Genomic DNA, 20,694 nt, shown 5'->3' with positions numbered 1-20,694 from the left:
CTGAGTATCTCCATCCGCCTGTGATTTACTAAAGACGCACTTGTTCACGCCTTTTACAAAGCGCTTCGACCCGGCTCTCGTTTACCTCGTATCCGATGCCCGGGCCGGCAGGCGCGGCAATCGTGCCTCGGGGGCTCACGGTGACCGGAGGCTCGATAATGTCTTCTTCCCAATAGCGCGCCGATGCCGAAACATCGCCAGGCAAAGTAAAGCCTTCGAGCGTCGACATCGCTATGTTGTGCGCGCGGCCGACGCCTGATTCAAGCATGCCCCCGCACCATACCGGCGTCCCGCGGTCGGAGCAGAACTTCTGAATCGCCCAGGCTTCGGCGTGGCCGCCCACGCGGCCTAGTTTGACGTTTACGATCTTGCACGAGCCGAGCTCATGAGCGTGACGGGCGTCGGCTACCGTGAGGATGGATTCATCCAAACAGATCGGCGTGTTGATCTCGCGCTGCAGCTTGGCATGATCGACCAGATCCCCCGCTGTCAGCGGCTGCTCGATCATAATCAAGTTGAACTCATCCAATCTCTTCATCACCTTGATGTCCGCAAGCGAGTAGGCAGAGTTGGCGTCCACGGAGAGTCTAATGTCAGGGAACTTGGATCGAACGGCTTCCACCAGTGCAACGTCTTGTTGTGGTTTGATCTTGATCTTGATGCGCTGATAACCCGCTTCAACTTCGCGCGCAACTTTTTCGACCAGTGCTTCAATGCTCGCTTGCAAGCCGATCGAAACGCCACAGGCGATCTCTGCGAACGTTCCACCGATGCGCTCCCAGAGTGGCATCGAGCAAAGCCTGGCTTCGAGGTCCCAGACTGCGGCTTCCACTCCACCCTTGGCCATGCGGTTGCCGCGTATTCGCGCCAGCGCGCCGTTTACTTCGTCGGCGCGTTCGATTCGTGCAGCCGCGAGAATCGGGCCAACAAAATCGCGTACGATGGTCCATGCTGTGTCGATAGTCTCGTGGTTATAGAAGGGGTCTTCGGGGGCAGTACACTCGCCGTAACCGTAAGCCCCGGACTTGTCGAAAGCGCGCACGATCATGATCCGTCTGCGCGTCGTGCGTCCGAAGCTGGTTTCGAACGGCGACTTCAAAGGCAATTCGATTTCCCGCAGTTCGATTCGTTCAATTGCTAGTCTCATAATCTGATCATCTCAATGGATTTCGCTGCGCGCTTCGAAACTGAAACTGCGGCTCATCGAGCCCCAGCAGGTACCGGCTGGTACCCCTCTCCCGCTCGAAGCCGCGCACGATAAGACCGCCCGCGAGTTTGCGTTGAAAATCCTCACGAACGCGCAGCCGCCAGTTGAGGTGCTTTTCAACAGACTGGTCGCGCACGTTGTTTATGTTCTCGGGAATTAGAACAGATTCAGGCTCACCTTCAACGGTTGGGCGATTACCCGCAAGCACCGACTCGACGTGAGGCGACGATACCCACCATTCTGCGAATACGCGATCGCTCGGCACTTGTGAATCGAAAACGGTTGATAGCCCTTCACTGTAGTAGTTGACCTCGTAACGGCGAATGATTGCGCCGAGCTTGTTGACGTTCAGGTGCGCGTTGCGTGACTGAAGCGGATCAAAGGTCCAGATTATCAGAGGGACGCCGGCCTTCATCGCGTGCTGACGTTGCGCGAGTTTCATCCTGTAGCCGATGTCCTTGTGCCGCAAGTCTTCCCGAACCGCGGCCAGATGCGAGTGATACACCACATGCTTACCCATCAACGCGATCATCGTATGGACGAAGCCCACCAGCCGGCCTGACGATTCGAACGCGCCGATGGTTGGTGCGTTGCAAGCCCTGGAAATCATGTAAAGCCTGATCGGCATTATCCCGAGGTCGTGATCTTTCCAGACCTCTCGCTCGAGCTCGATGCATTGCTGGAAGTCTTCGATTGAAGAACACTCTCTGATAGCGACCTCGGCCTCAGCCATAGCCGAGCAGTATAGTTAGCGAGCCTAACACATTCAAGCACTGAGCTGGCTGCTCTCGTTTGATCGAGCGTATACTCTTTTGAAGAATGGCAGACGCGAATGACACCGTGCTTGACAAAGCCGAGAACCTCGCTCGACGGGTCCTGGAGCGGCTTGGGTCCAGGGTCGACAGCAAACTCGCCTCAGGAAAAGAGCAGACGCTCAGCCCGCAGGTCATCAGCGATCTCGCCTCACGCATCGAGCACGTCGTCGATTCCGGTCTCAAAGAAGACGAACACGGCGTTCGAAAAGTCGCGCCCAATCGGTTCAAGGTGCTTTTCACCTACGAGGAAACTTCCGCGCTCAGCGAGCAGTATATTGAAGCGGTGGGTAAGGAATTGACGGCCACGGTCTTCGAGTACATCAACAACCGGCGGTACGCCACGCGCGGGCCCGTTGAGGTAAATGCGAGTCGAGACCTGTTCACAAAAACAACGGCGGTGAAAGCGAGTTTCGACGGCGTCAACGATCAGGCAGTTGGTTCGTCGCAAACCAGTCCGGTCCCCCAATCGGAACAATCGAAGCACGTTTGTTTCAACAGCACCAACGGACTGGCTTATCGAGTCGAGTTGAAGCCGGATGGCGCTCAAGCTTATATAGGCCGCGCCGCTGGGAACGCTGTGCGACTGGACGACCCGAGCGTTTCGCGGCTGCACTGTTCGCTAACTCTTAAAAGCAGCGGAGCCGCGCTAATAGCCGATGTGGGCAGTGCCAACGGCACTTATGTGAATGAGCATCTTCTCGGCCGAGACGAGACGCGCCTGCTCCAGGCTGGCGACGTTGTTGGAGTGGGCGACTTCAGGCTAACCGTGTCGGAAATCACTTAAGGGCGAGACACTGGAGCGAGGCCCCAACGCTCGCTGACGTTTCCGGGCTCAACATCCCGGTCGAATATCGATGTCCACGGTGTGAGTATAGGAGCTAGCTCTAATGTGGGCGCCCGTCATCCTCACTTTCATATTTGTACTGCTCGGAATTCTGATAGTGCTCATCCTGGCATGGGCGGCTTGGCGTCATCGAAATCCGCCGGTTCCGATCCGCACCGAATCTCAAATCGAGGCGAAAGACTTTGGGCCGGCTGAAACCAACCGCTGGCTCCGCGGGCTAAGAGTTTCCTTTCTGGTATTGGTTCTCACCGTTCTAGGCTTTCACAGCTACTGGGTGTTCTGGGCCGATTCGAGCAGGGACTCGCATTTCAACAAGGCCAAGCGGTTCGACGCGCGCAACCTCAGATTGGCCGAAAGCGGGTTAAAGGGCTGGGTGCTGGACCGTACCGGCAAGCTTGAGAACGCGCTTATCAGATACAGGGCCGATGCCGGCGTAATCAAGCGGGAATACCCACTGGGCGCCGCAGCCCTTCATATTACCGGTTATTCGGACTTCATCTTCGGCGCGGGAGGCATGGAAGCCGCTTTCCGAGATTGGCTCACCGAACCGATCAGCACGTACAACCAGCTCAAATCGCCCAACCCGGTCGGCAAAGACCTGAAGGTCTCGGTTGACTCGAGGCTTCAACGCGAAGTGTTCAGCCTTCTCCAAGCCAGCGGGAAGCCTGCCGCCGCCGTTGTGCTGCTCTTGGCGAATAACGAGGTGCTGGCGATGGCCTCGACACCCAGTTTCGAACCGTCAACGATTATCGATGAGAGCAGGTGGCGGCTGCTGAGCGAGCAAGCCGAAGACTTCACTACCCAGCCGTTGAGCCCCCTGGTCAATCGCGCGCTGGGCACTCTGGTGACCGGCGGTGCGGCGTTCTACTATCGGCCGGGGTCAACCTTCAAAACTTTCGTCGCGGCCGCGGCAATCGACTTGGGGATTACAGGCGAAAGATTCACGTGTCGCGCCGGCGGCTTCACTCCCGAAGGCTCAAATCGCGCGATCAGGGATTACGGCGGCGAGGTGCACGGCGTGATCGGGATTCACGACGCGTTTCGCGTTTCGTGTAATCAATACTTCGCGCAGTTGGGATTGAAGATCGGCGCAGAGCGATTGGCAAACTACGCGAAGAGGCTGAGGTTTGCTACGTCGCCCGAAGACAAAACGGCGCGCGCGTTCGATCTCTGGCAGGTGACGCACGGCGAGAAAGACCAATTCGATTACGTCTTTGCGCCGCCCACCCCTCGAATGAACCTATCGAGCAAAGTAAGCAGATTCGACGTCGCGCTTCAGAGTTTCGGGCAAGGCTACGACGACTTGACCGTGATGTCGATGGCTTTGATAGCCGCGGCTGCGGCTAGCCCGGATGGTTCATTGGTCGCGCCAACGTTCGAGCTCGGCGCGACGCGAAAAGTGATTGGCCCGTTCATATCCGCTCAGTCTGCGACGCGGCTTCGAGCGATGATGCGCTCGGTAGTTGAAAGCGGAACTGCTGCAGGCGCTTTCGCATCGCTGGCAGGACGAATCGCGGTGGCAGGCAAGACGGGCACCGCAGACCGCGATGTTTACGCCTATGATCGACAGGGTAATCCTATCATCGATCAGGTTGATGAAGAGGGGCGCACACACTACAAAAGAACCGGTTCTACCGACTCGTGGTTTGTCGGGTTCGCGCCCTTCGACGATCCTCGGATCGCATTTGCCGTGCTTGTCGAGGACGGAGGCCAGGGCGCCAAGGCTGCGGCGCCCATAGCGGCGAGGATAGTCGCCAAGGCAGCTTCACTGGACTATCTGAAGTGGGCTGGAGGCGTGAACTCCAGATCAGTTGCTCGCCGCTAACCGACGGGCAACCTGACTTGCGTGATTAGCAGGCGCGACCCGCAGTTTGCGCCACTGATTCAGCGAAGAGTAAGGGACGAATGGCAAGTACTAAGGCACGGACCGCGCGAATGAGGCCCTCACTGCACCTGCTGATGTTTATCGTCATTTTCGGCGTGGCGCTGGTGGGATACGTTGCCGTGATTTGGTCCGCCGAAATTCGCGGCTACGAACCGAGCAAGATCGTAGCGGCGCGCGATCTCGCGTTGTTTATCCCGGTGCTCGCGGTCTTTTTCTGGCTGATGCGCGAGCAGAAGTTCCGCGGCGAGATGATAGTGCTGACCGCAGCCATCTTTCTCTTCGCGGTTGGACAGTTGATGCAATTCCGCCTCTTCTCCGACCCGGAATATGGAGCGCGTGGCGCCGCGCGTGCAAAGGCTCGCGAGGCAAAGGCTCAAACCGTACGCCTTCTCAACGTAGAGACTGGCTACGACGACGAGAAGAAGAACTTCATGTTCGGCTCGCCTGCAGCGGTTCCGAAGATAGCCGGCGGTGAGAGGCTTCCCGTGTATGAGTATTCGCTGAAGGACGTTCTCACTTCGGTCAATACGTACATTCCAATCGCTGCTCTGCTTGCGATGGCGGCGGGCTTTCGGCTTTTTAAGAGCGACAAGTTCTTGCTCTGGTTTCAGCGACACGCCCTGATACTCGGGCTTGCAACCCTCGTCCCGTTTGGGATTGTCGTGCTGATCAGCGAGGATGGAAAGTTTCTCGGGCAGACGACACCCTGGGAGGGTGTGAAGATACTTTTTCTTCTGAGCTTCGCCGGAATGCTCGCAGATACGTATAGGCATCTGAGGCGCACACGCTGGGGTCTGCCACCCGCGCGCTACTTTCTCCCATTCATCGTCATCGCCGCAATGCCCGTGCTTCCCTTCTTCGCCCTGTCTGACTTCGGCCAGATGCTCGTTTTCTTTGGCGTGTACCTGATGCTCTACGTTGTTGCGGTTCGGAGAAAAGCTCAGTTGGTTTATGCCGTAGCACTTGTGGCTGTTCTGTTCGCGATGTTCTTTGGCGCGACGAGAGCCACGACCGGATTCGGCGTTCCCGGCAGGGTCTATTTTCGCTTCTACCAATGGCAGCACACCTGGGAAGCGCCACCGCCTGACACCTGGTGGTGGAAGCCGGACTTCCAGAGATACCTTCAAGCAAAGAAGCTCATGCTTGATGTCAACGATCCACAGGAGACCAGGCAAAGAAACAACGAGGCGTGGGCTGACAAGGTGCTCCAGCAATCGCAGGGACTCTTCGGCATAAACTCAGGAGGCACGCTGGGTCAAGGCTTAGGCCTCGGGTTCCCAGAGACGATTCCAATTTCGGATTCGGATTTCATCTACGCTGCCCTCGCGGAGGAGACTGGGCTGGCCGGCGGGCTGGCTATACTGATCGGACTGAGCGCGTTCGTGTTTGCAGGTGCGGCTATCAGCATAACGGCTTCCGATATGTTCACCAAGTTACTGGCTGCCGGGCTCACAGCGTTTATAGGCTTTCAAGCGATTGTCAACATGGGCGGCGTGCTCCGGCTGCTTCCGATGACCGGCATCACGCTTCCTTTCGTAAGCCACGGTGGTTGGTCTTTGATCACGTCCTTTGCCATGCTCGGCATTCTTCTAGCCTTTTCGCACAGAAACGCAACCGCCCATCCTGTGATCGAGCCGCAGCCTCAGTTCATTGCGGTCAAATGATGGTTATTGCGCCAGCTTTCCACACTACGGAGCATTTGTGTCTCAAGAAGGCTAGGACGTCAATAGGAGTCTCAATAACCCATCCTGCATACTTATAGCAGTGTTTTGAGCACTTAAGTAAAAATCCTGAAGAGCCGTTCATTTTCGGCACACTCATTGCTCAACTCGAAGCCATACTTATGAGCATCACCCACCAACGATGCTCGCAAGATACAACCTGAGGGGCCAAGAGGCACCGGATTTATTCGGTGCCTTTTTCTTTCGGACCCAGAAAAGACCAACGGAACGGCGTACGCTCAACGTACGACAAGGACCTTCAAAGCGGACTAGTAGGGCCTATGGTACCTCGGAGGGTGAGAACCTTTAGTGCGAAGCTCGATGCTCTGGTTATGAGACATCAAGAGTATTCGGCGTAGGTTGAGAGTGTTGATTCCCGATGGCGTGTATACCAGCCTGTACCAGTTCTTTCTCAGATCATCTGAGATGGTCTTTGCGGCCTCGGCGGCTTTCGCAAACGGATAGACAGCGCCGCCTGTGCCGACGGTCAACTGCTCGATCGCAGCCGGCGGCTTTGGCTTGTCGCGAAGAAGCGCGCCTCGTGTGCGGTCGGGAACCTGGATAGTGTAGAGCACGATGTTCCCGTCTTGAAGCACCCGCAACGTGTCATCGAACTTGGTTTTGCTTTCACTATCATAGCCGTCGCTTATCAGTATGATCGCTCGTTTCTCAACGCCGGTGCTGGCCTGACCCGCAAGCGCATCGGCTACGGCGACAAGTGCGTCGAACAGACTGGGAACTCCCTTACGGATGAGTTTCGCCGGCGTGGCTTGCAGCTTGGCTAGCTCGGCGGTCATATCCTCGATGATCTCGGCAGTCTCGCTGTAGCCCACTACCATCATCTGATCGTCCTGATACAGCTCATTGATGATGGCCTCCATCGCTTTCTGCAACGCGGCTGCTTCGGCCTTGAGGTTGGAGCTGCTGTCCACAAGTAATACGAGTCGTGAACCGCTATCCAAGCGGCTGAAGCTTTCGATCTCCTGGGGAGCCCCACCATCATAAAGATCGAAGTCTTCGCGTGTTACCTGCTTGCCGTCCGGCGCGTGGGCAATCACGTTGAGAGTGACGCTACGCCGCCCGGCGGCGGTTCCCTTCCCTGACTGCGCAGAGCCAACCACGACAACGGAGGCCAGTGTCAGAATAACCAGAGAACCTATCAGCGTACCGCGTGATCTTGGCTGCATCGTTGACTGTCGAGCTTTTGAACCAGCTTGGGTAAGTCTTTTTGCCACGATTGAGTTGCACCCGGCGACCATTGTGATTATTCCAGAAGCGCGCGCGGCTCGCAACAAGCGCGACAAAACTTTCGGCGTGACGATGTACCCGGCTAGCTTGTCACCATATCAACGCATTGCTATTCTTCATTCTCGTTAGAACACGTCGTCCTCCTATGGATACTCTGACCACCACGACCAACCGCGAACACTTCGAAAGACTGGTTGGTGAATTGAAGTCGCTCGAAGAACGTCTTCGTCCTGGTGGCGGAGCCGACCGCATAGAACGAGAGCACAGCAGAGGCAAGCTTACCGCCCGCGAGCGCATAAACCTGCTGTTGGATCAGGATTCTCACTTTCAAGAGGTCGGCTTACTGGTAGCTTACGACCTTTACGACGGCCAGGCTCCAGCGGCTGGCGTCGTAACTGGCATAGGCCGCATCGCCGGACGCGAAGCTGTGGTCGTTGCCAACGATGCTACGGTGAAGGCCGGCTCGTGGTGGCCAGAGACCGTGCGCAAGGTTCTTCGCGCACAGGAGATCGCGATGCGCTGCCGGGTGCCGATTGTCTATCTCGTCGACTCGGCCGGGGTAAATCTTCCCTATCAGAGCGGCGTGTTCCCCGGGCAATATGGCGGCGGGAGAATTTTCTTTTACAACTCGGTCATGCGCCGCTATCTAAAGGTGCCTCAACTCGCGGCGGTGATGGGGCAATGCGTGGCGGGAGGAGCTTACCTCCCCGCGCTTTCCGACTTCATCATCATGGTTGAAGGCACCTCTTTCATGGGGCTGGGTGGACCGAACCTTGTCAAAGGCGCAATAGGCCAGATCGTTGACAGCGAGACTCTGGGCGGCGCGCTGACTCACAATGAGATTTCCGGGGTCGCGCACTTCCGAGTGAAGAACGATGACGAATGTATCATGAAACTGCGTGAGCTGGTGACCGAGCTTCCGCCGCCGCTGCCGCTGCGGGTGCAGATCAAGGACGCTTGCGGTCCGCCACGGCCGCTGGCTGACATCTACGACATCATACCTGCCGATCATCGGCTCCCTTACGATATGCGCGACGTGCTGGACTGCTTGCTGGACTCTGGCGAGCTGGATGAGTTTCAGGCGGATTACGCCAGGGAGATGATCACCGGCTACGCGCGCATCGGAGGTATCCCGGTTGGCATAGTAGCCAATCAAAGAGGACTGGTTCGAGGACCCGCGGGAAGACCGCCGAAGTTTGGGGGGATCATCTACACAGACTCGGCAGAGAAGGCCGCCTACTTCATCGAGATGTGCAACCGTCACGAAACTCCGCTTTTGTTCTTGCAGGACGTTTCCGGTTTCATGGTTGGAACGGAAGCCGAACACTCGGGGATTATCCGCGCAGGCGCTCGCTTCGTGGAAGCAATGGCTACCGCGACTGTGCCGAAGCTGGTGTTGACGATCAACCATGCATCGGGCGCAGGTTACTATGCGATGGCGGGTCAGGGGTTCGATCCTGACTTCATATTCACCTGGCCGACCGGCAGGATGGGCGTGATGGAAGGCGAGTCCGCGGTGATGGCGCTGTTCAGCTCGGAGATTGAGAAGCTCGAGCGCAAAGGCCTCGAGCCGGATGAGAAGATGCTCGCCGAGATGGAGCGAGTTCGCGCGAAGTATGAACACGAACTTGAGGCCCGCTTCGCCGCGGCACGAGGCTTCGTTGATGCGATACTCGCTCCTGAAGACACACGCGCGGCGATCGAGCTTGCGCTGCGAACCACGCTCAACAATCCCGGGCCGCATCTTGGCGTCCCGGTTCTACCCTACAGCGCGCCAAGCGAGATCGATCGCTAGTTGCAGTGTTATCTCGAAGCGGCGCTATGTCCGGCAAACTTAAGTTTGCCGCTGACGGCTGAGGGCGGCACTTTACGAATCACGACAAACTGAAGTTTGTCGGACTGCTCAAAGGAGGGTTTCAAATGAAATCAAAAGTTGAATTTAGGAAGACCGTGGCGGCGATAACATTCTTGCTCGCGCTTTCAGCGTTCGCCTGCGAGAAAAAGGAAACATCCGAATTCAAGCCGGAGGTCCTCCCGCTTCCCGCGACGCTTGCCCGTTATGAGGCGATGGAGATTCCGGCAGATAACCCGATGACGCCGGAAAAGGTCGCTCTGGGAAGGCAGTTGTTCTTCGACAAGCGGCTGAGCGGTGATGAGTCACGCTCGTGCTATTCCTGCCACGTCTGTGAGCGCGGGCTCACCGACGGATTGGCGAAAGCGATCGGGGCGTTCAATAAGCCGCTGCCTCGCAGCAGCCCGACACTCTGGAACATCGGCTACCACAAGATGTTCTACTGGGACGGGCGCAGCCCCTCTCTAGAGAAGCAAGCGATGGCTGCTTGGACAGGCGGCAACATGGGCGCCAAGGACCATGAGAACGACATCATTGCAAAGATCAATGGGCTGCAGGGGTACCACTCCCAATTCCAGAAGATCTTCGGCGGGGACGCTACCGCGGAGAACATGATGCAGGCGATTTCTGCCTTCGAACGCACGATCATCAGCGGCGATACCGCCTGGGACCGCTGGCAAGCTGGCGACCAGTCGGCCGTATCCGAAGGAGCGAAGCGCGGGTGGGAGGTCTTCAAGTCGGCGAAGTGCACCAACTGCCACGACGGCGTGCTCATAACCGATCAGCAGTTTCACAACGCCGGGGTAGGGATGGACGCGCCGGAGCCCGACAAGGGGCGATTCAACGCCACAAAGAAAGAGGAAGACACAGGCGCGTTCAAGACGCCCACGCTCAGAGATGTTGCCAAGTCGGCTCCGTATTTTCACGACGGCAGCGCTGCGACGCTGGAGGAAGCTGTGGATTTCATGCTGAACGGGGGCAAGCCCAACCCATACTTGGACAAGAAGAATCTTGAGAAGCGAGTCATGACGCCTGAACAAAGGCGTGACCTGTTGGAATACTTGAGATCGCTGAACGTTGACTGCAGGCTTGTCGAGCCGCCTCTGCCGCAGAAGTAGCAAGAAAAAGGTAGCACAGCCTTTAGTCTGTGTGCGTTCACCTGCGGAAGTGAATTCACAGGCTAAAGTTCTGTGCTACCCCTGCTGAACCGTCTGCGTTTATCGGCGGCTAGTTCAATCGCTTAGCTCAACTGTGCGAACTATCGCCAGAAAAGTCCTTTGATAACTCTGGTACTCGTCCTGCGGCGCGACGGCAAACACGTAGAACAAATTGCCGTTTCGCAACAGCGTGGTGTACACCGTGACAATCTCGGGGCGGCCGGTTACCTCCGAGACGTTGCTTAGTCCAATCGAGAGTCCCTCGCGTCTACCGATGTATTCGCGCTCGTACCCGCTGTATTTGCGCAGGTTCCGATTGCCCTGCCCGAGCCCGTTGATGAACTGATCGGTTGCCGCTCGCAACGATCCAGAAGCTCCACGAGTGGCGCCAACCTGAATTCCATGAGTGAAAACAAACTGCCCCTGACTATTGCCGTACGCACCCTCCGGAGCGAACGTGATGTTGTCTCCCTCAGGCAGCTCGCGCCAGTTGTCGGGCACGCTGACTCGGAAGGCGTTCCCGCTGTAGGTTCGAAACCGCGATGAAGGATGCTCGACCTGTTGGCGGCCGCTCTGCTGCGGATAGCGCTGATCGCCCTGCTGAGGATAACGCTGGTCGCCCTGCTGCGGATAGCGCTGATCGCCCTGCTGAGGATAACGCTGATCGCCCTGCTGAGGATAACGCTGTTGGCTGCGGCCGATTTCCTGCATCGAGCGTGCCCGAGGCATATCACGCAACACAGCTTGAATGTGAACGAAGTCGTTCGTATTGCGGGTGGGATTGGTGACACGCAAAGCGTCAGCTTCGCGATTTATGTATTCAAATCGATTACCCGGGTTCGGGTGATCGCTCATCCATTGCGGACCGCCGCTGCCGCCCTGTCGCTCCAAAGTGCGAAACATATTCGCCAGATCGTGAGGATCGTACCCAGCGCTGGCCATGATTTGCGCGCCGAGTATATCCGCCTGTTTCTCGTACTCGCGGCTGAACTTCAAAAAGTAAGCTCCGATTCCTGCCGCGCCCAACTGCCCGACAGCCGGCCCGCCCAGGATGGCGCCCAATATCCCGACGACCGCGGCTCCGGTTTGATACTTCCGCGCCTTGGCGACTTGAGCTGTCCCGTGACGCAGCGCGACGTGGCTCATTTCGTGCGCCATCACGCCAGCCATCTCACCCTCATTTTTGGCCCCCTCGATCAAGCCACGATTGATGTAGGTGAAACCGCCCGGCAGTGCAAAGGCGTTGAGGTCGCGAGCATCTACTACCTTGAATGAGTAGGTGAATTGCCGGTGCTGAAACTCAACCGGAATCGCCTCAGCAAGCCGGCGGCCGACGCGCTCCACGTAAGACTGCACGTCCCGGTCGTCGAGCAATGGCAGTTGCTGTTCGGCTTGCCGCGCGGCCTGCCTGCCAAGCTCCACGTCCTTTGCTTCATCGTAGGGATTTTTCGGGGCTACAACGCGCGTCTGCGCGAATACCGCGATAGGAGATGCGAACAATAATAGCAACACCAAAACGCTGACGTTCGCTCTTAACTTGCTCACCGTGTTCATGTAACCTCCAGGTTGGTGCTCATACATTAACGCACGATTGGATATTGGGCTAGGGAGTACGCCCGAGATTTAGGATTCTTACGCCACCCAAAACGTTGTAGGGTTCGCCGGAGCCTTTCCGCCTTGCGTTCCAATCCTAGAACATTGGATTGCCATTTCGGTTTCGCGCCTTTTTCTCAACGGGTCTTACGCGAAGCCAGGGATTTGTTCCAGTTCGGTTGTCGGCGCCTGTTTCAGGGTCGCCGACCGGCTCGGTTGCAGGCGGCTGTCTACGGGTCGTCCTGCCGTGCAGCTCGCTGCTGCACATGTCGCGTGGCTCCCTGCTGAGATCAAACGTCCGCTTCTGGGTTCGGGGGCACTCGGGCGAAGCCAGCAAACCGGTGTCGGCGCAGACTTCAAGTTGGATCTTGTCGTAATCACGGAATTCCGCCTCGGTCTCCGATCCCAGGTGGTCGCGCGGTCCTTGCTCGTCCATGGGCTCATCGAGGGTCTCATCGACCGACGCCTCGGCTATCAACTCCTGCGAGCAATTGGAATATGGCTCGGTACCCGCGATGAATACTTCGGGTCTGCGCGAAAGAGAATCAGGGCCTGCGAGACAACCTGTCGCCGGGTCGATCTCCACAGTGACAATTCCGCCAGGTTTGGCAAACGAATCGCCGCCAAGCTCAGGACGAAGATCGAGAGCCTGTTTCATGAAATCAGCCCACATTGGAACCGCCGCTTCTGATGCTTTCAGTCGAAGATCGGTGTTATCGTCGAATCCCAACCACGCAACGCAAACAATCCTGGGTGTGTAGCCGACGAACCAACCATCGCTAGTCGTGCCGGTCTTTCCAGCTATTGCGCCCTTTAGCCCCATTGCGCGGAGCCTCGATGCAGTTCCTTCATCAACGACCGACTGCAATAGGTTGGTCATCAAGTAAGCGACCTGTGGTGAGAAAACGCTCACGCGGTAGGCTTGAAGAAGTTCGGTTGTTCCGACCTTATCACCGCGACTGATGCTCTTGATCGGAATCGGTCTAAGGGCCGTACCTTCGTTCGCAAAGGCCGTATACGCGGCTGCCAACTCGATCGGCGAGACCTCGCTTGTGCCCAACGCCATCGAAGGATATACCCGCGGCCTATCCAGCCCGCTTTTCTCAGCCACATCGGCAACCTGGCTAAGCCCGACGCTCATCGCAAGCGCGACCGCCGGGACGTTAAGCGAACGCCTCAAGGCTTCGCGCAGGGTCACGTTTCGATTCGTAAAGCCGCCATGATAATTGCTCGGCTTATACTCTTTCCTCCCGCCATCGTACGTAAACGTCTGAGGCGTGTCTGAAATCAGACTCGCCGCTGTATATGAACGGGTGCTAAGCGCCGTCGCATAAACAAAAGGCTTGAACGCAGAACCGGGCTGGCGCTTCGCATCGGTCGCGCGATTGAGTTGGCTCTCGTCGTAGCTGCGCCCTCCAACCATCGCGAGCACCTCACCGGTGTGCGCGTCCAGGGCAACGAGCGCTCCTTGTACTTGCTGGGGAACCTGCCCCTTTCGAGCCGTGCGGGAGAAGATCTTATCCAGTTTTTCCGTTTGTCTCGTGACGGCTCCATAAGCCGCACGCTGGAGCCGAGGGTCCAGCGTCGTCGTGAGTCGCTGCTGAGACGACATGCGGTGCGGTCCGAGCCGGTCGTCTGCAAATCTCTGCACATAGTCGATGAAGTAGCTCGTGCCGGAATCATTCTGAATCTCGTGCTTCTTGATCTGAAGCGGCTCGCTCTTCGCTGACGCGGCTACTTCGGGGGTGATCGCGTCCGTATCCACCATCGCGTCGAGAACTATGTTGCGCCTCTCCAATGCGCGCGCTTGATCCCGATGCGCCGAGTATCTATTTGGCCCGCAAATTAAGCCCGCGAGAAACGCTGTCTCTCCAAGCGTCAGATCGCCAAGGTCCTTGTCGAAATAAACCTGTGCGGCCTGGGCGAACCCGTTTATTGCGAAAGTACCGCTCTGTCCGAGGTACACATCATTGCAGTATAGAGTGAATATCTCCTGCTTCGAGAGCCGCGATTCCAGGATGATCGCCATCGCGGCTTCTTTCAGCTTTCGACTCAGGGTCCGGTCGGCAGTCAGGAAATCGTTCTTGATGAGTTGCTGCGTAAGCGTCGAGCCGCCCTGAACAACCCCACCGTTATCCAGGTCGGCCTTCAGCGCCCGAAGGATGCCACGCCAGTCGATACCGTTGTGACTGAAGAATCGGCGGTCTTCCGTCGCAAGGATTGCACTTCGTAGGTTTTCAGGGATATCAGAAAACTGCACGGCTATCTTCTTTCGACGGTCGCCGTCCCGGACCATTGCTAGTAACTCACCCTGGATGCTTGCCGATGTTAGCCGCTCACCCGTCAGCGGACTCGTCAGGGACACAATGCGCCCGTTCTTGTCTTCCTGAATTCGCACAGGATTAAGACCCGGCGAGGCCGCTTCCCCCGGGAATACTAGTATCGCGTTGCCATCGATTTCGAAAGACCCGACGACGTTTTCTTCACCGGCCGACCGCTGCTGATATCCAACCGTGCCGAGGTAGGTGGTCAACTGATCGACGGGCAAGCGGTCTCCGATCGAAAGCTTAAGAGGCGCGGTGAAGATTCCAACCGAATTATCTAGCGAACTGCCCTGAAGCCGGGCATCGATCTCGGTCGCCAGCTTGTTGTAGTAATAGATCGCCCCGACGAGGAGCGCGCCGGCGAGAACGCTTAGGATGATAAGCGTTCGTGGCTTAGCCAGAGGAGTCGCATACGGTCTCACCCTGTCGAGTACGGGATTCAGTATCTCAAAGAGTCTATCCTTAAACGAGCGACGAGCCGGATAAGGGGAGTCACGCAGAACTACGGTCTTAGGTCGTCGCTTTGCGCCCTTCACTGGCTGGACGTCAATTGCTGAGCTCATGTTCTTGCGAAAGGGCAAGGCGAATGCCAGCTATCGTGGATTCGTCACCGCGATACTAAGTGGCGTCAGGAAAAGAGAAAGGGAACACTAAGGACAATTCCTATTTTGTTCGCATGGATGCGAACCATACAGCACCTTCAATAGCTGAACGATCTACACCAACGATTTCAGAGTTCCGGGTTCAGGGTTCCGGGCTCCGGGTTTGAGAGTCCTGTTCACTTAGTCGGGACGTAGAGCGGCTTAAAATTGAAACTACGAACCCCGAACCCGGAACCACGAACCCGGAACTGTGAACGCTAGCGATAGATGTATGAACTGGTTTTCTTTTGGTCCCACTGAACGGAGTCTATGTTATCCGGATCAGATGTGAAGATCTCTTCACTGAGCTTATCGGTGCCGAGGTCCCCGGGGACGTTCACGAAGTAGACGATCTTTCCCATAGGATCGTCGGGATCCTCGCGATCGACCTTCCTTAGTTCGCTGGTCATGTTTCGCTTCTCGAATATCTCCTTAAGCACCTCATCGGTCTCTTCGACCTTACGGGTTGTAACGGTCAGTTCCATCGCGCGAAAGACCTGTTCGGGTTCGTAGTATTCGAGCAGCGACACCACCAGAAGTGAGAACAGCGAGAGAATGATCGCTACCTCGATCTTTCCAACACCGCAGCCCAGTCCTATTGCGAGGCTGATCAGTAAGACGGTGATCTCCTTCGGGTCACGGATGTTCGTTCGAAACCTGACTAGCGAAGCGGCCGCGAAGATTCCGAACGCGCGAGCCGCATTGTCAGAAACTACCATCATCAGCGCCGCGGCAACTATGGCAAGCAGTATCTGGGTTTGGGCGACGTAAGGATTTCGCATGGTAAGGGGCGAGTTTCGCCGCGGCCTGAACGCAAGCAATGCCGCCAGCAGCGATGCGAGCGCGAGCTTCAGCGTGATCCTTGCGGCCGCCGTCAGCCAGGGCTCCTTCTCTTGCTCTGAAGCCGGCGCGCCGAATAGACCCAGTAGCCCTGACTCGGCCCCTTTTTCGGGCGGTTGCGCAATTGGCGCAGGCGCGGCCTGTGATGCAGGAGGTGAGGCGGGCTTCGACGGCTGAGCAGGAGTCGGGCTCGAGCGGCCGAGGACGAGGTATGCTGCGACGGCGGCCACTACCAAGCCGGCGAGAATGATCGCGGCAGACAGACCGCGGTGCATTGCGAATCGCGCTCTCCAACTTGTCGGGCCACGCGAGGGAGCGTGCCGAGCTGTTTGTTGAGCGGTAGGGTGAACTTCGTCCCAGTGATGCTGCTTTTCTTCCTTCGAAGCCAATGGATCTTCTTGCATCTCATCTCGCTCCCGATCACTGTTCATATCGCTCCTCATCACGTCGAACTATTTCTCTGCGCAAGAGGCAAACACCTTGTGTTAGCAAACCGGACTCCGCGAGCGTAGAAGAATTTCACTGCGAATTCGAGATGGGGATCAGAAGGCGTAAACGCTGGAATGGCGGGTATTGTTGGTAAGCTATTCAACGATGATTAGCTGACGCCTTCCATTGTCTCAGCGATCAACTGATCAACCACTGCATTGAAATCGCCCGCTTGATAGAACGTCTTTAGTTGTCGGTCGGCACTGGTGCCGCCTTCTAGAATCGTGTGGATGTACTCAAGCTCCTTGCGGCTTCCCAGTTCATCAACGACGTCATCGACGAAGTCGAGCAACTCAAGAATCAAATCACGCGTTGGAACTTCGATCTGCTTGCCAAAGTCGATCAGCTTGCCATCCAATCCCCATCGCACCGCTCGCCATTTGTTCTCCTGAATAAGCGCGCGGCGATAAAGTCGAAAACCCATGTTCATCCGATAGAGCTTCGACAGCTTCGCGACGATCGCCTGAATCAACGCCGCCAGCGCGATGACTTCGTCGACCCGCGAAGGGATATCGCAAATACGAAACTCCAACGTTGGGAAGGTAGGATGAGGGCGTACGTCCCACCAGATCTTCTTCGGCTTGTCGATGCACCCTGTCTTGAGCAGAAGATTCACGTAGTTATCGAACTCGGAATACGAACCGAAATAATCAGGAATGTCGGTTCGCGGGAACTTCTTGAAGATCTCCGAGCGATAGCTCTTCAGACCTGTCTGGGTTCCCATCCAAAACGGCGAGCTTGTTGAGAGCGCCAACAGGTGCGGCAAGAAATAGCGCGCGGCATTCATCAGGTGTATCTGGGCTTCGCGGTCTGCGATGCCGACGTGCACGTGCATCCCGAAGATCAACAGCGACTCGGCCAGCACTTGCATTTCGCTTATGAGCGCCTCGTAGTGTTCGTGAGGAGTGATCTTCTGGTCCTTCCAGCTCGAAAACGGATGAGTCGAGGCGGCGGCTATGCGAAGCCCTTTGCTCTGGGCAAGCGTGGAGACCGTGCGGCGGAGCTTGATTACATCCGCGCGCGCTTCTTGAACGTTGGCGCATATGCCAGTCCCGACTTCAATCATCGACTGGTGCATTTCGGGCTTCACCTGCTCGCCCAGGAGCATGCGCCCTTCCTCCATCATCTCGGTTATGTGCGAACGCAGCTCGCGGGTCACCGGGTCGATGATCTGAAACTCTTCTTCGATTCCAAGCGTGAAGTCAGGCATCACAACTCCAGGATTTCCGATTGCCGATTAGTGGAGCGCGCGCACTAGCCCGAATCTGCAATCCCCAAAACCGGCACCAGGAAATCGCCAATCGGAAATCTACAATCGGCAATTCACTCGGCGATCATAGTCGGGACCATCCCGGCCCCGGACGTCACGTTCGCAAGCGACGACGATGACAGCCGCGTGAACGCCCCCGAAACCTTCCCAAAAAACAACAGCGGATCGAGATCGAGCAGTTGCTCTATCATATGCACCCCGCTCTCGTCTACAAACGGAAACACCTCGCGTGAGGTAGTCACCCGCTCTTGAGCGAGGTAGTCGCCAGCGAGCGCTTGCTTTATCGCGGCTTCCCAGGCGCTTTCATCCGATTCCCAACCGATGAATATTCCGTGCCCGCCGTAGTCGTCGTTCGGCTTTAACACGAGTATCTCTCGCCTGGTCCGCACGAATTCCAGGAGATCGACTTCCTGGCCGTTGTGAGTTGTCTTGGCCTCTTCGACTCTGCGCGTCCACGGCACGGACTTGCGAATTGCCTCTTGCTCCGCTTCTGAGAAGTAGTGTTGATGGCGTTCATCGGTGAGCACGGCAAAGAGCATTTTCTTGTGAACGTATTTGGTTCGAAACGAATTCACGAACACGGCCGCGCCTGTTTTGTAGGCCTCGATGAATGCCTGGCATTCATTAATCTTTTCAAGCAGCTCGGTCGTGAGGGCGCGCCTGTAGACCAGGTCGATCTTGAAATCGCCGTGGTGCAACTTCCCTTCCCTCAACTCCAGATCGCGCGGGTCGGCAATCGTCGTCGAATAACCGCGACCCTCAAAGAATTCTTTGAATAGCTCGAACTCTCGCTGGGTCGGCAAGCCCTTGTAATCCACGATCGCGATCTGAGGCGTCTCTCCACGACCTCGAACACGCTGGTAAATCGTAAGCAGAGCTTCAAGCATGTTCTGCCGGCAATACATCGGGGTGACTGAATGCTGCCGCGTGAACTCGCGCATCAACGGCAGCTCGCAAAAGATCTCCGCTGCCACGTCTTGATAAGCGATTCCTGCCGGGCACTCGGCATTCAACTCGACAAACTGGTAAGTCTCGCCGGTCAGAAAAGAATCCAGTCGCGAAGTGACCGAAACTTCTTCATAGCCGGGATCAACGGCGACCAGTTCGCGCTCGCCTTCGGTCAGGCCTATCTGCTCGAGCATCAACTTATTCGCCGGTGCGATGCGCCCGACTTTTTCGATTGCGCTCCACACGGTCTCACAGGTTCTTGTGATCTGCTGCCATTCGCTGCGCGTGACGAAGTGCGGCCGCAGATAGGGAGAAAGCATGCGACCACCGAAGACGAATCGCACTTCATTCAATCGCTGCTCAAGGAAAGCGCGCGATTCTTCGAGCAGCGCCGGCTTGCGCTCGATCAGTGAGTTGTAGTCGTGGGCTGCTTGACTGGTCATACCTAGAGTTCAGGGTTCCGGGTTCAGGGTTCCGGGTTCAGGGTTCCGGGTTCAGAGTCCAAGCTTTAGCTTGCCAGCGTTAACTCAGCAACCTGAAGGTTGTACTCTGAACCGCCGCCGTCTTAATCTGCTCCGGCCGCCGGCTTACTTACGCTCAGCCGTTTGATCTCGTGGTTCAGAAGCTCATTCCACCTGTGACTTCTTATCGTCGGCTCTCCGTGCAGCGAGGTTTCAATCGCCAGATCGGCGACCTTCTCAACCATCCATTTAAAGTAGATCGAACCTACCGACCACCAATCCGCATCCGGCGCGGGATTCATATAGTCGATCGCGTAAGGCGTCCCATTCGCGATCGCAAACTCGACGGTGTTGATGTCGTAGCCGAGCGCTTCGTTGATCTGAATCGTCTCGCGACGCACTCGCGCTTCCATTTCGGGATCGAGATAGTTGTCCACGACGAGGTAGCGTTGGAAGATCGGATCGTAAGGCATCGGACACACTTCCTTCTTGCCGATGCAATAAGACCTGACGTAGTGAGTAAACGGAACGTACTTTTGCAACACCATGCAATCGGTCCCGCTGGCGTCGTATTTTTCCATCAGCTCCTCGCGAGTGTTCACGCGAGACACCCCGCGCCAGCCGCCCCCGTCGAATGGCTTGATGAACGCAGGCAAGCCGACATGCTCGATAATGCCATCCCAATCGAGTGGATATTCGAGGTTCCTGAGCGACTCGGTAACAACGCCTTCTTTGTATTCCTTCTGCGGCAGCAGAATCGTCTTTGGCACGGCGATGCCAAGATAAGTCGCGAGCGAGTAGTTGAAAAACTTATCGTCGGCGTTCCACCAGAAAGGATTGTTAATGACCTTGGCGCCTGCGAGCACTGCGCTCTTGAGGTAAGCTCGATAGAACGGCACATCGTGTGAGATTCGATCGATGATCGTGTCGTACGGGCAAGGCTCGGCCATCTTCACACCGCCGAGCTTGAGGTATTCAGCGGTGACGCCGGCGTTGCGTTTGTTGATCTCGCTGATGAGAGCCTGAGGAAAAGTTCCTTCACGGCCCACGAGAATGCCGATTTTCATTGTGCTCCTCCGCAGTGATGACGCGGCGAATTCTATAGTAGGCCTCCGAGCCGTTGCAACCGCCCGCACCAACAGCGCCTTGCTGAATCCCACCCTCTACCGAGACTGTGTGAAGACTCCGAGGATGCCACGGGCTTGTCCCGTTGGAGGTTCACGATGGCCGCTACAACGATCACATGCGACTCGCGAGATGCCACGGGCTTGCCCCGTGGAGATTCACGCTGGCTGCTAGTCTGGCGGAACGGCTATTCGGCGGTTAGCAGCGAGCGTGAACCTCCACGGGGCAAGCCCGTGGCATCCTTGCCCCCACAACCCGGCCTTGTGTAGCAGCC

14 protein-coding genes are annotated in these 20,694 nt (G+C 56.9%); 5 read left to right on the top strand and 9 right to left on the bottom strand.

What is annotated here, in order from left to right:
- Positions 1-28: 28 nt before the first annotated feature.
- Both menC and AABO57_00840 read right to left on the bottom strand, forming a co-directional pair.
- Entirely contained in the window at positions 29-1,147 is a 1,119-nt protein-coding gene (gene menC / locus AABO57_00845; GenBank protein MEK6284269.1) for an o-succinylbenzoate synthase, read from the bottom strand.
- A gap of 7 nt (positions 1,148-1,154) precedes the next feature.
- Positions 1,155-1,940 (bottom strand): hypothetical protein, encoded by a 786-nt coding sequence (locus tag AABO57_00840; protein MEK6284268.1) that lies wholly within the window; start codon positions 1,938-1,940, stop codon positions 1,155-1,157.
- Positions 1,941-2,026: 86 nt separating this feature from the next.
- On the opposite strand from AABO57_00840, the gene AABO57_00835 reads away from it, so the two are divergent.
- From AABO57_00835 to AABO57_00825, 3 genes are all read left to right on the top strand, one after another.
- Positions 2,027-2,806, top strand: a complete 780-nt coding sequence (locus tag AABO57_00835; GenBank protein ID MEK6284267.1) for an FhaA domain-containing protein — start codon at positions 2,027-2,029, stop codon at positions 2,804-2,806.
- 103 nt (positions 2,807-2,909) lie between these two features.
- Positions 2,910-4,691, top strand: a complete 1,782-nt coding sequence (locus AABO57_00830) for a penicillin-binding transpeptidase domain-containing protein (protein MEK6284266.1) — start codon at positions 2,910-2,912, stop codon at positions 4,689-4,691.
- 80 nt (positions 4,692-4,771) lie between these two features.
- A complete protein-coding gene (locus tag AABO57_00825; protein MEK6284265.1) occupies positions 4,772-6,415 on the top strand; it encodes an FtsW/RodA/SpoVE family cell cycle protein in 1,644 nt (547 codons plus the stop codon).
- Between the two features lie 326 nt (positions 6,416-6,741).
- On the opposite strand, the gene AABO57_00820 is transcribed toward AABO57_00825, so the two are convergent.
- Complete coding sequence (locus AABO57_00820; GenBank protein MEK6284264.1) at positions 6,742-7,659, bottom strand: VWA domain-containing protein; 918 nt, start codon at positions 7,657-7,659, stop codon at positions 6,742-6,744.
- A gap of 206 nt (positions 7,660-7,865) precedes the next feature.
- Between AABO57_00820 and AABO57_00815 the strand changes: the two genes are divergently transcribed.
- Both AABO57_00815 and AABO57_00810 read left to right on the top strand, forming a co-directional pair.
- Entirely contained in the window at positions 7,866-9,515 is a 1,650-nt protein-coding gene (locus AABO57_00815; protein MEK6284263.1) for an acyl-CoA carboxylase subunit beta, read from the top strand.
- 125 nt (positions 9,516-9,640) lie between these two features.
- Positions 9,641-10,690, top strand: a complete 1,050-nt coding sequence (locus AABO57_00810; GenBank protein ID MEK6284262.1) for a cytochrome c peroxidase — start codon at positions 9,641-9,643, stop codon at positions 10,688-10,690.
- Between the two features lie 114 nt (positions 10,691-10,804).
- Here AABO57_00810 and AABO57_00805 read toward each other — a convergent pair whose 3' ends face one another.
- The 6 genes from AABO57_00805 to AABO57_00780 all read right to left on the bottom strand — a co-directional run bounded on the left by AABO57_00805 (position 10,805) and on the right by AABO57_00780 (position 20,362).
- Positions 10,805-12,274 carry a M48 family metalloprotease gene (locus AABO57_00805; protein ID MEK6284261.1) on the bottom strand — a complete coding sequence of 490 codons (1,470 nt, stop codon included), beginning with the start codon at positions 12,272-12,274 and terminating at the stop codon, positions 10,805-10,807.
- Positions 12,275-12,419: 145 nt separating this feature from the next.
- Complete coding sequence (locus tag AABO57_00800) at positions 12,420-15,209, bottom strand: PBP1A family penicillin-binding protein (protein ID MEK6284260.1); 2,790 nt, start codon at positions 15,207-15,209, stop codon at positions 12,420-12,422.
- A 296-nt stretch (positions 15,210-15,505) separates the two neighbouring features.
- Entirely contained in the window at positions 15,506-16,558 is a 1,053-nt protein-coding gene (locus tag AABO57_00795; protein ID MEK6284259.1) for a DUF4956 domain-containing protein, read from the bottom strand.
- Positions 16,559-16,725: 167 nt separating this feature from the next.
- The gene (locus tag AABO57_00790; protein MEK6284258.1) at positions 16,726-17,826 is read right to left on the bottom strand and encodes a carboxylate-amine ligase; all 1,101 of its coding nucleotides are present in this window, start codon (positions 17,824-17,826) and stop codon (positions 16,726-16,728) included.
- 113 nt (positions 17,827-17,939) lie between these two features.
- Positions 17,940-19,277: a hypothetical protein gene (locus tag AABO57_00785; GenBank protein ID MEK6284257.1), complete on the bottom strand. Its 1,338-nt coding sequence runs from the start codon at positions 19,275-19,277 to the stop codon at positions 17,940-17,942.
- A gap of 122 nt (positions 19,278-19,399) precedes the next feature.
- Positions 19,400-20,362 (bottom strand): hypothetical protein, encoded by a 963-nt coding sequence (locus AABO57_00780; protein ID MEK6284256.1) that lies wholly within the window; start codon positions 20,360-20,362, stop codon positions 19,400-19,402.
- Positions 20,363-20,694 lie beyond the last annotated feature (332 nt).

This window comes from Acidobacteriota bacterium (assembly GCA_038040445.1).
Classification (GTDB): domain Bacteria; phylum Acidobacteriota; class Blastocatellia; order UBA7656; family UBA7656; genus Onstottus_A; species Onstottus_A frigus.
The sequence above is the reverse complement of the archived record's forward strand: the minus strand, read 5'-3'. Positions and strand labels throughout refer to the sequence as shown.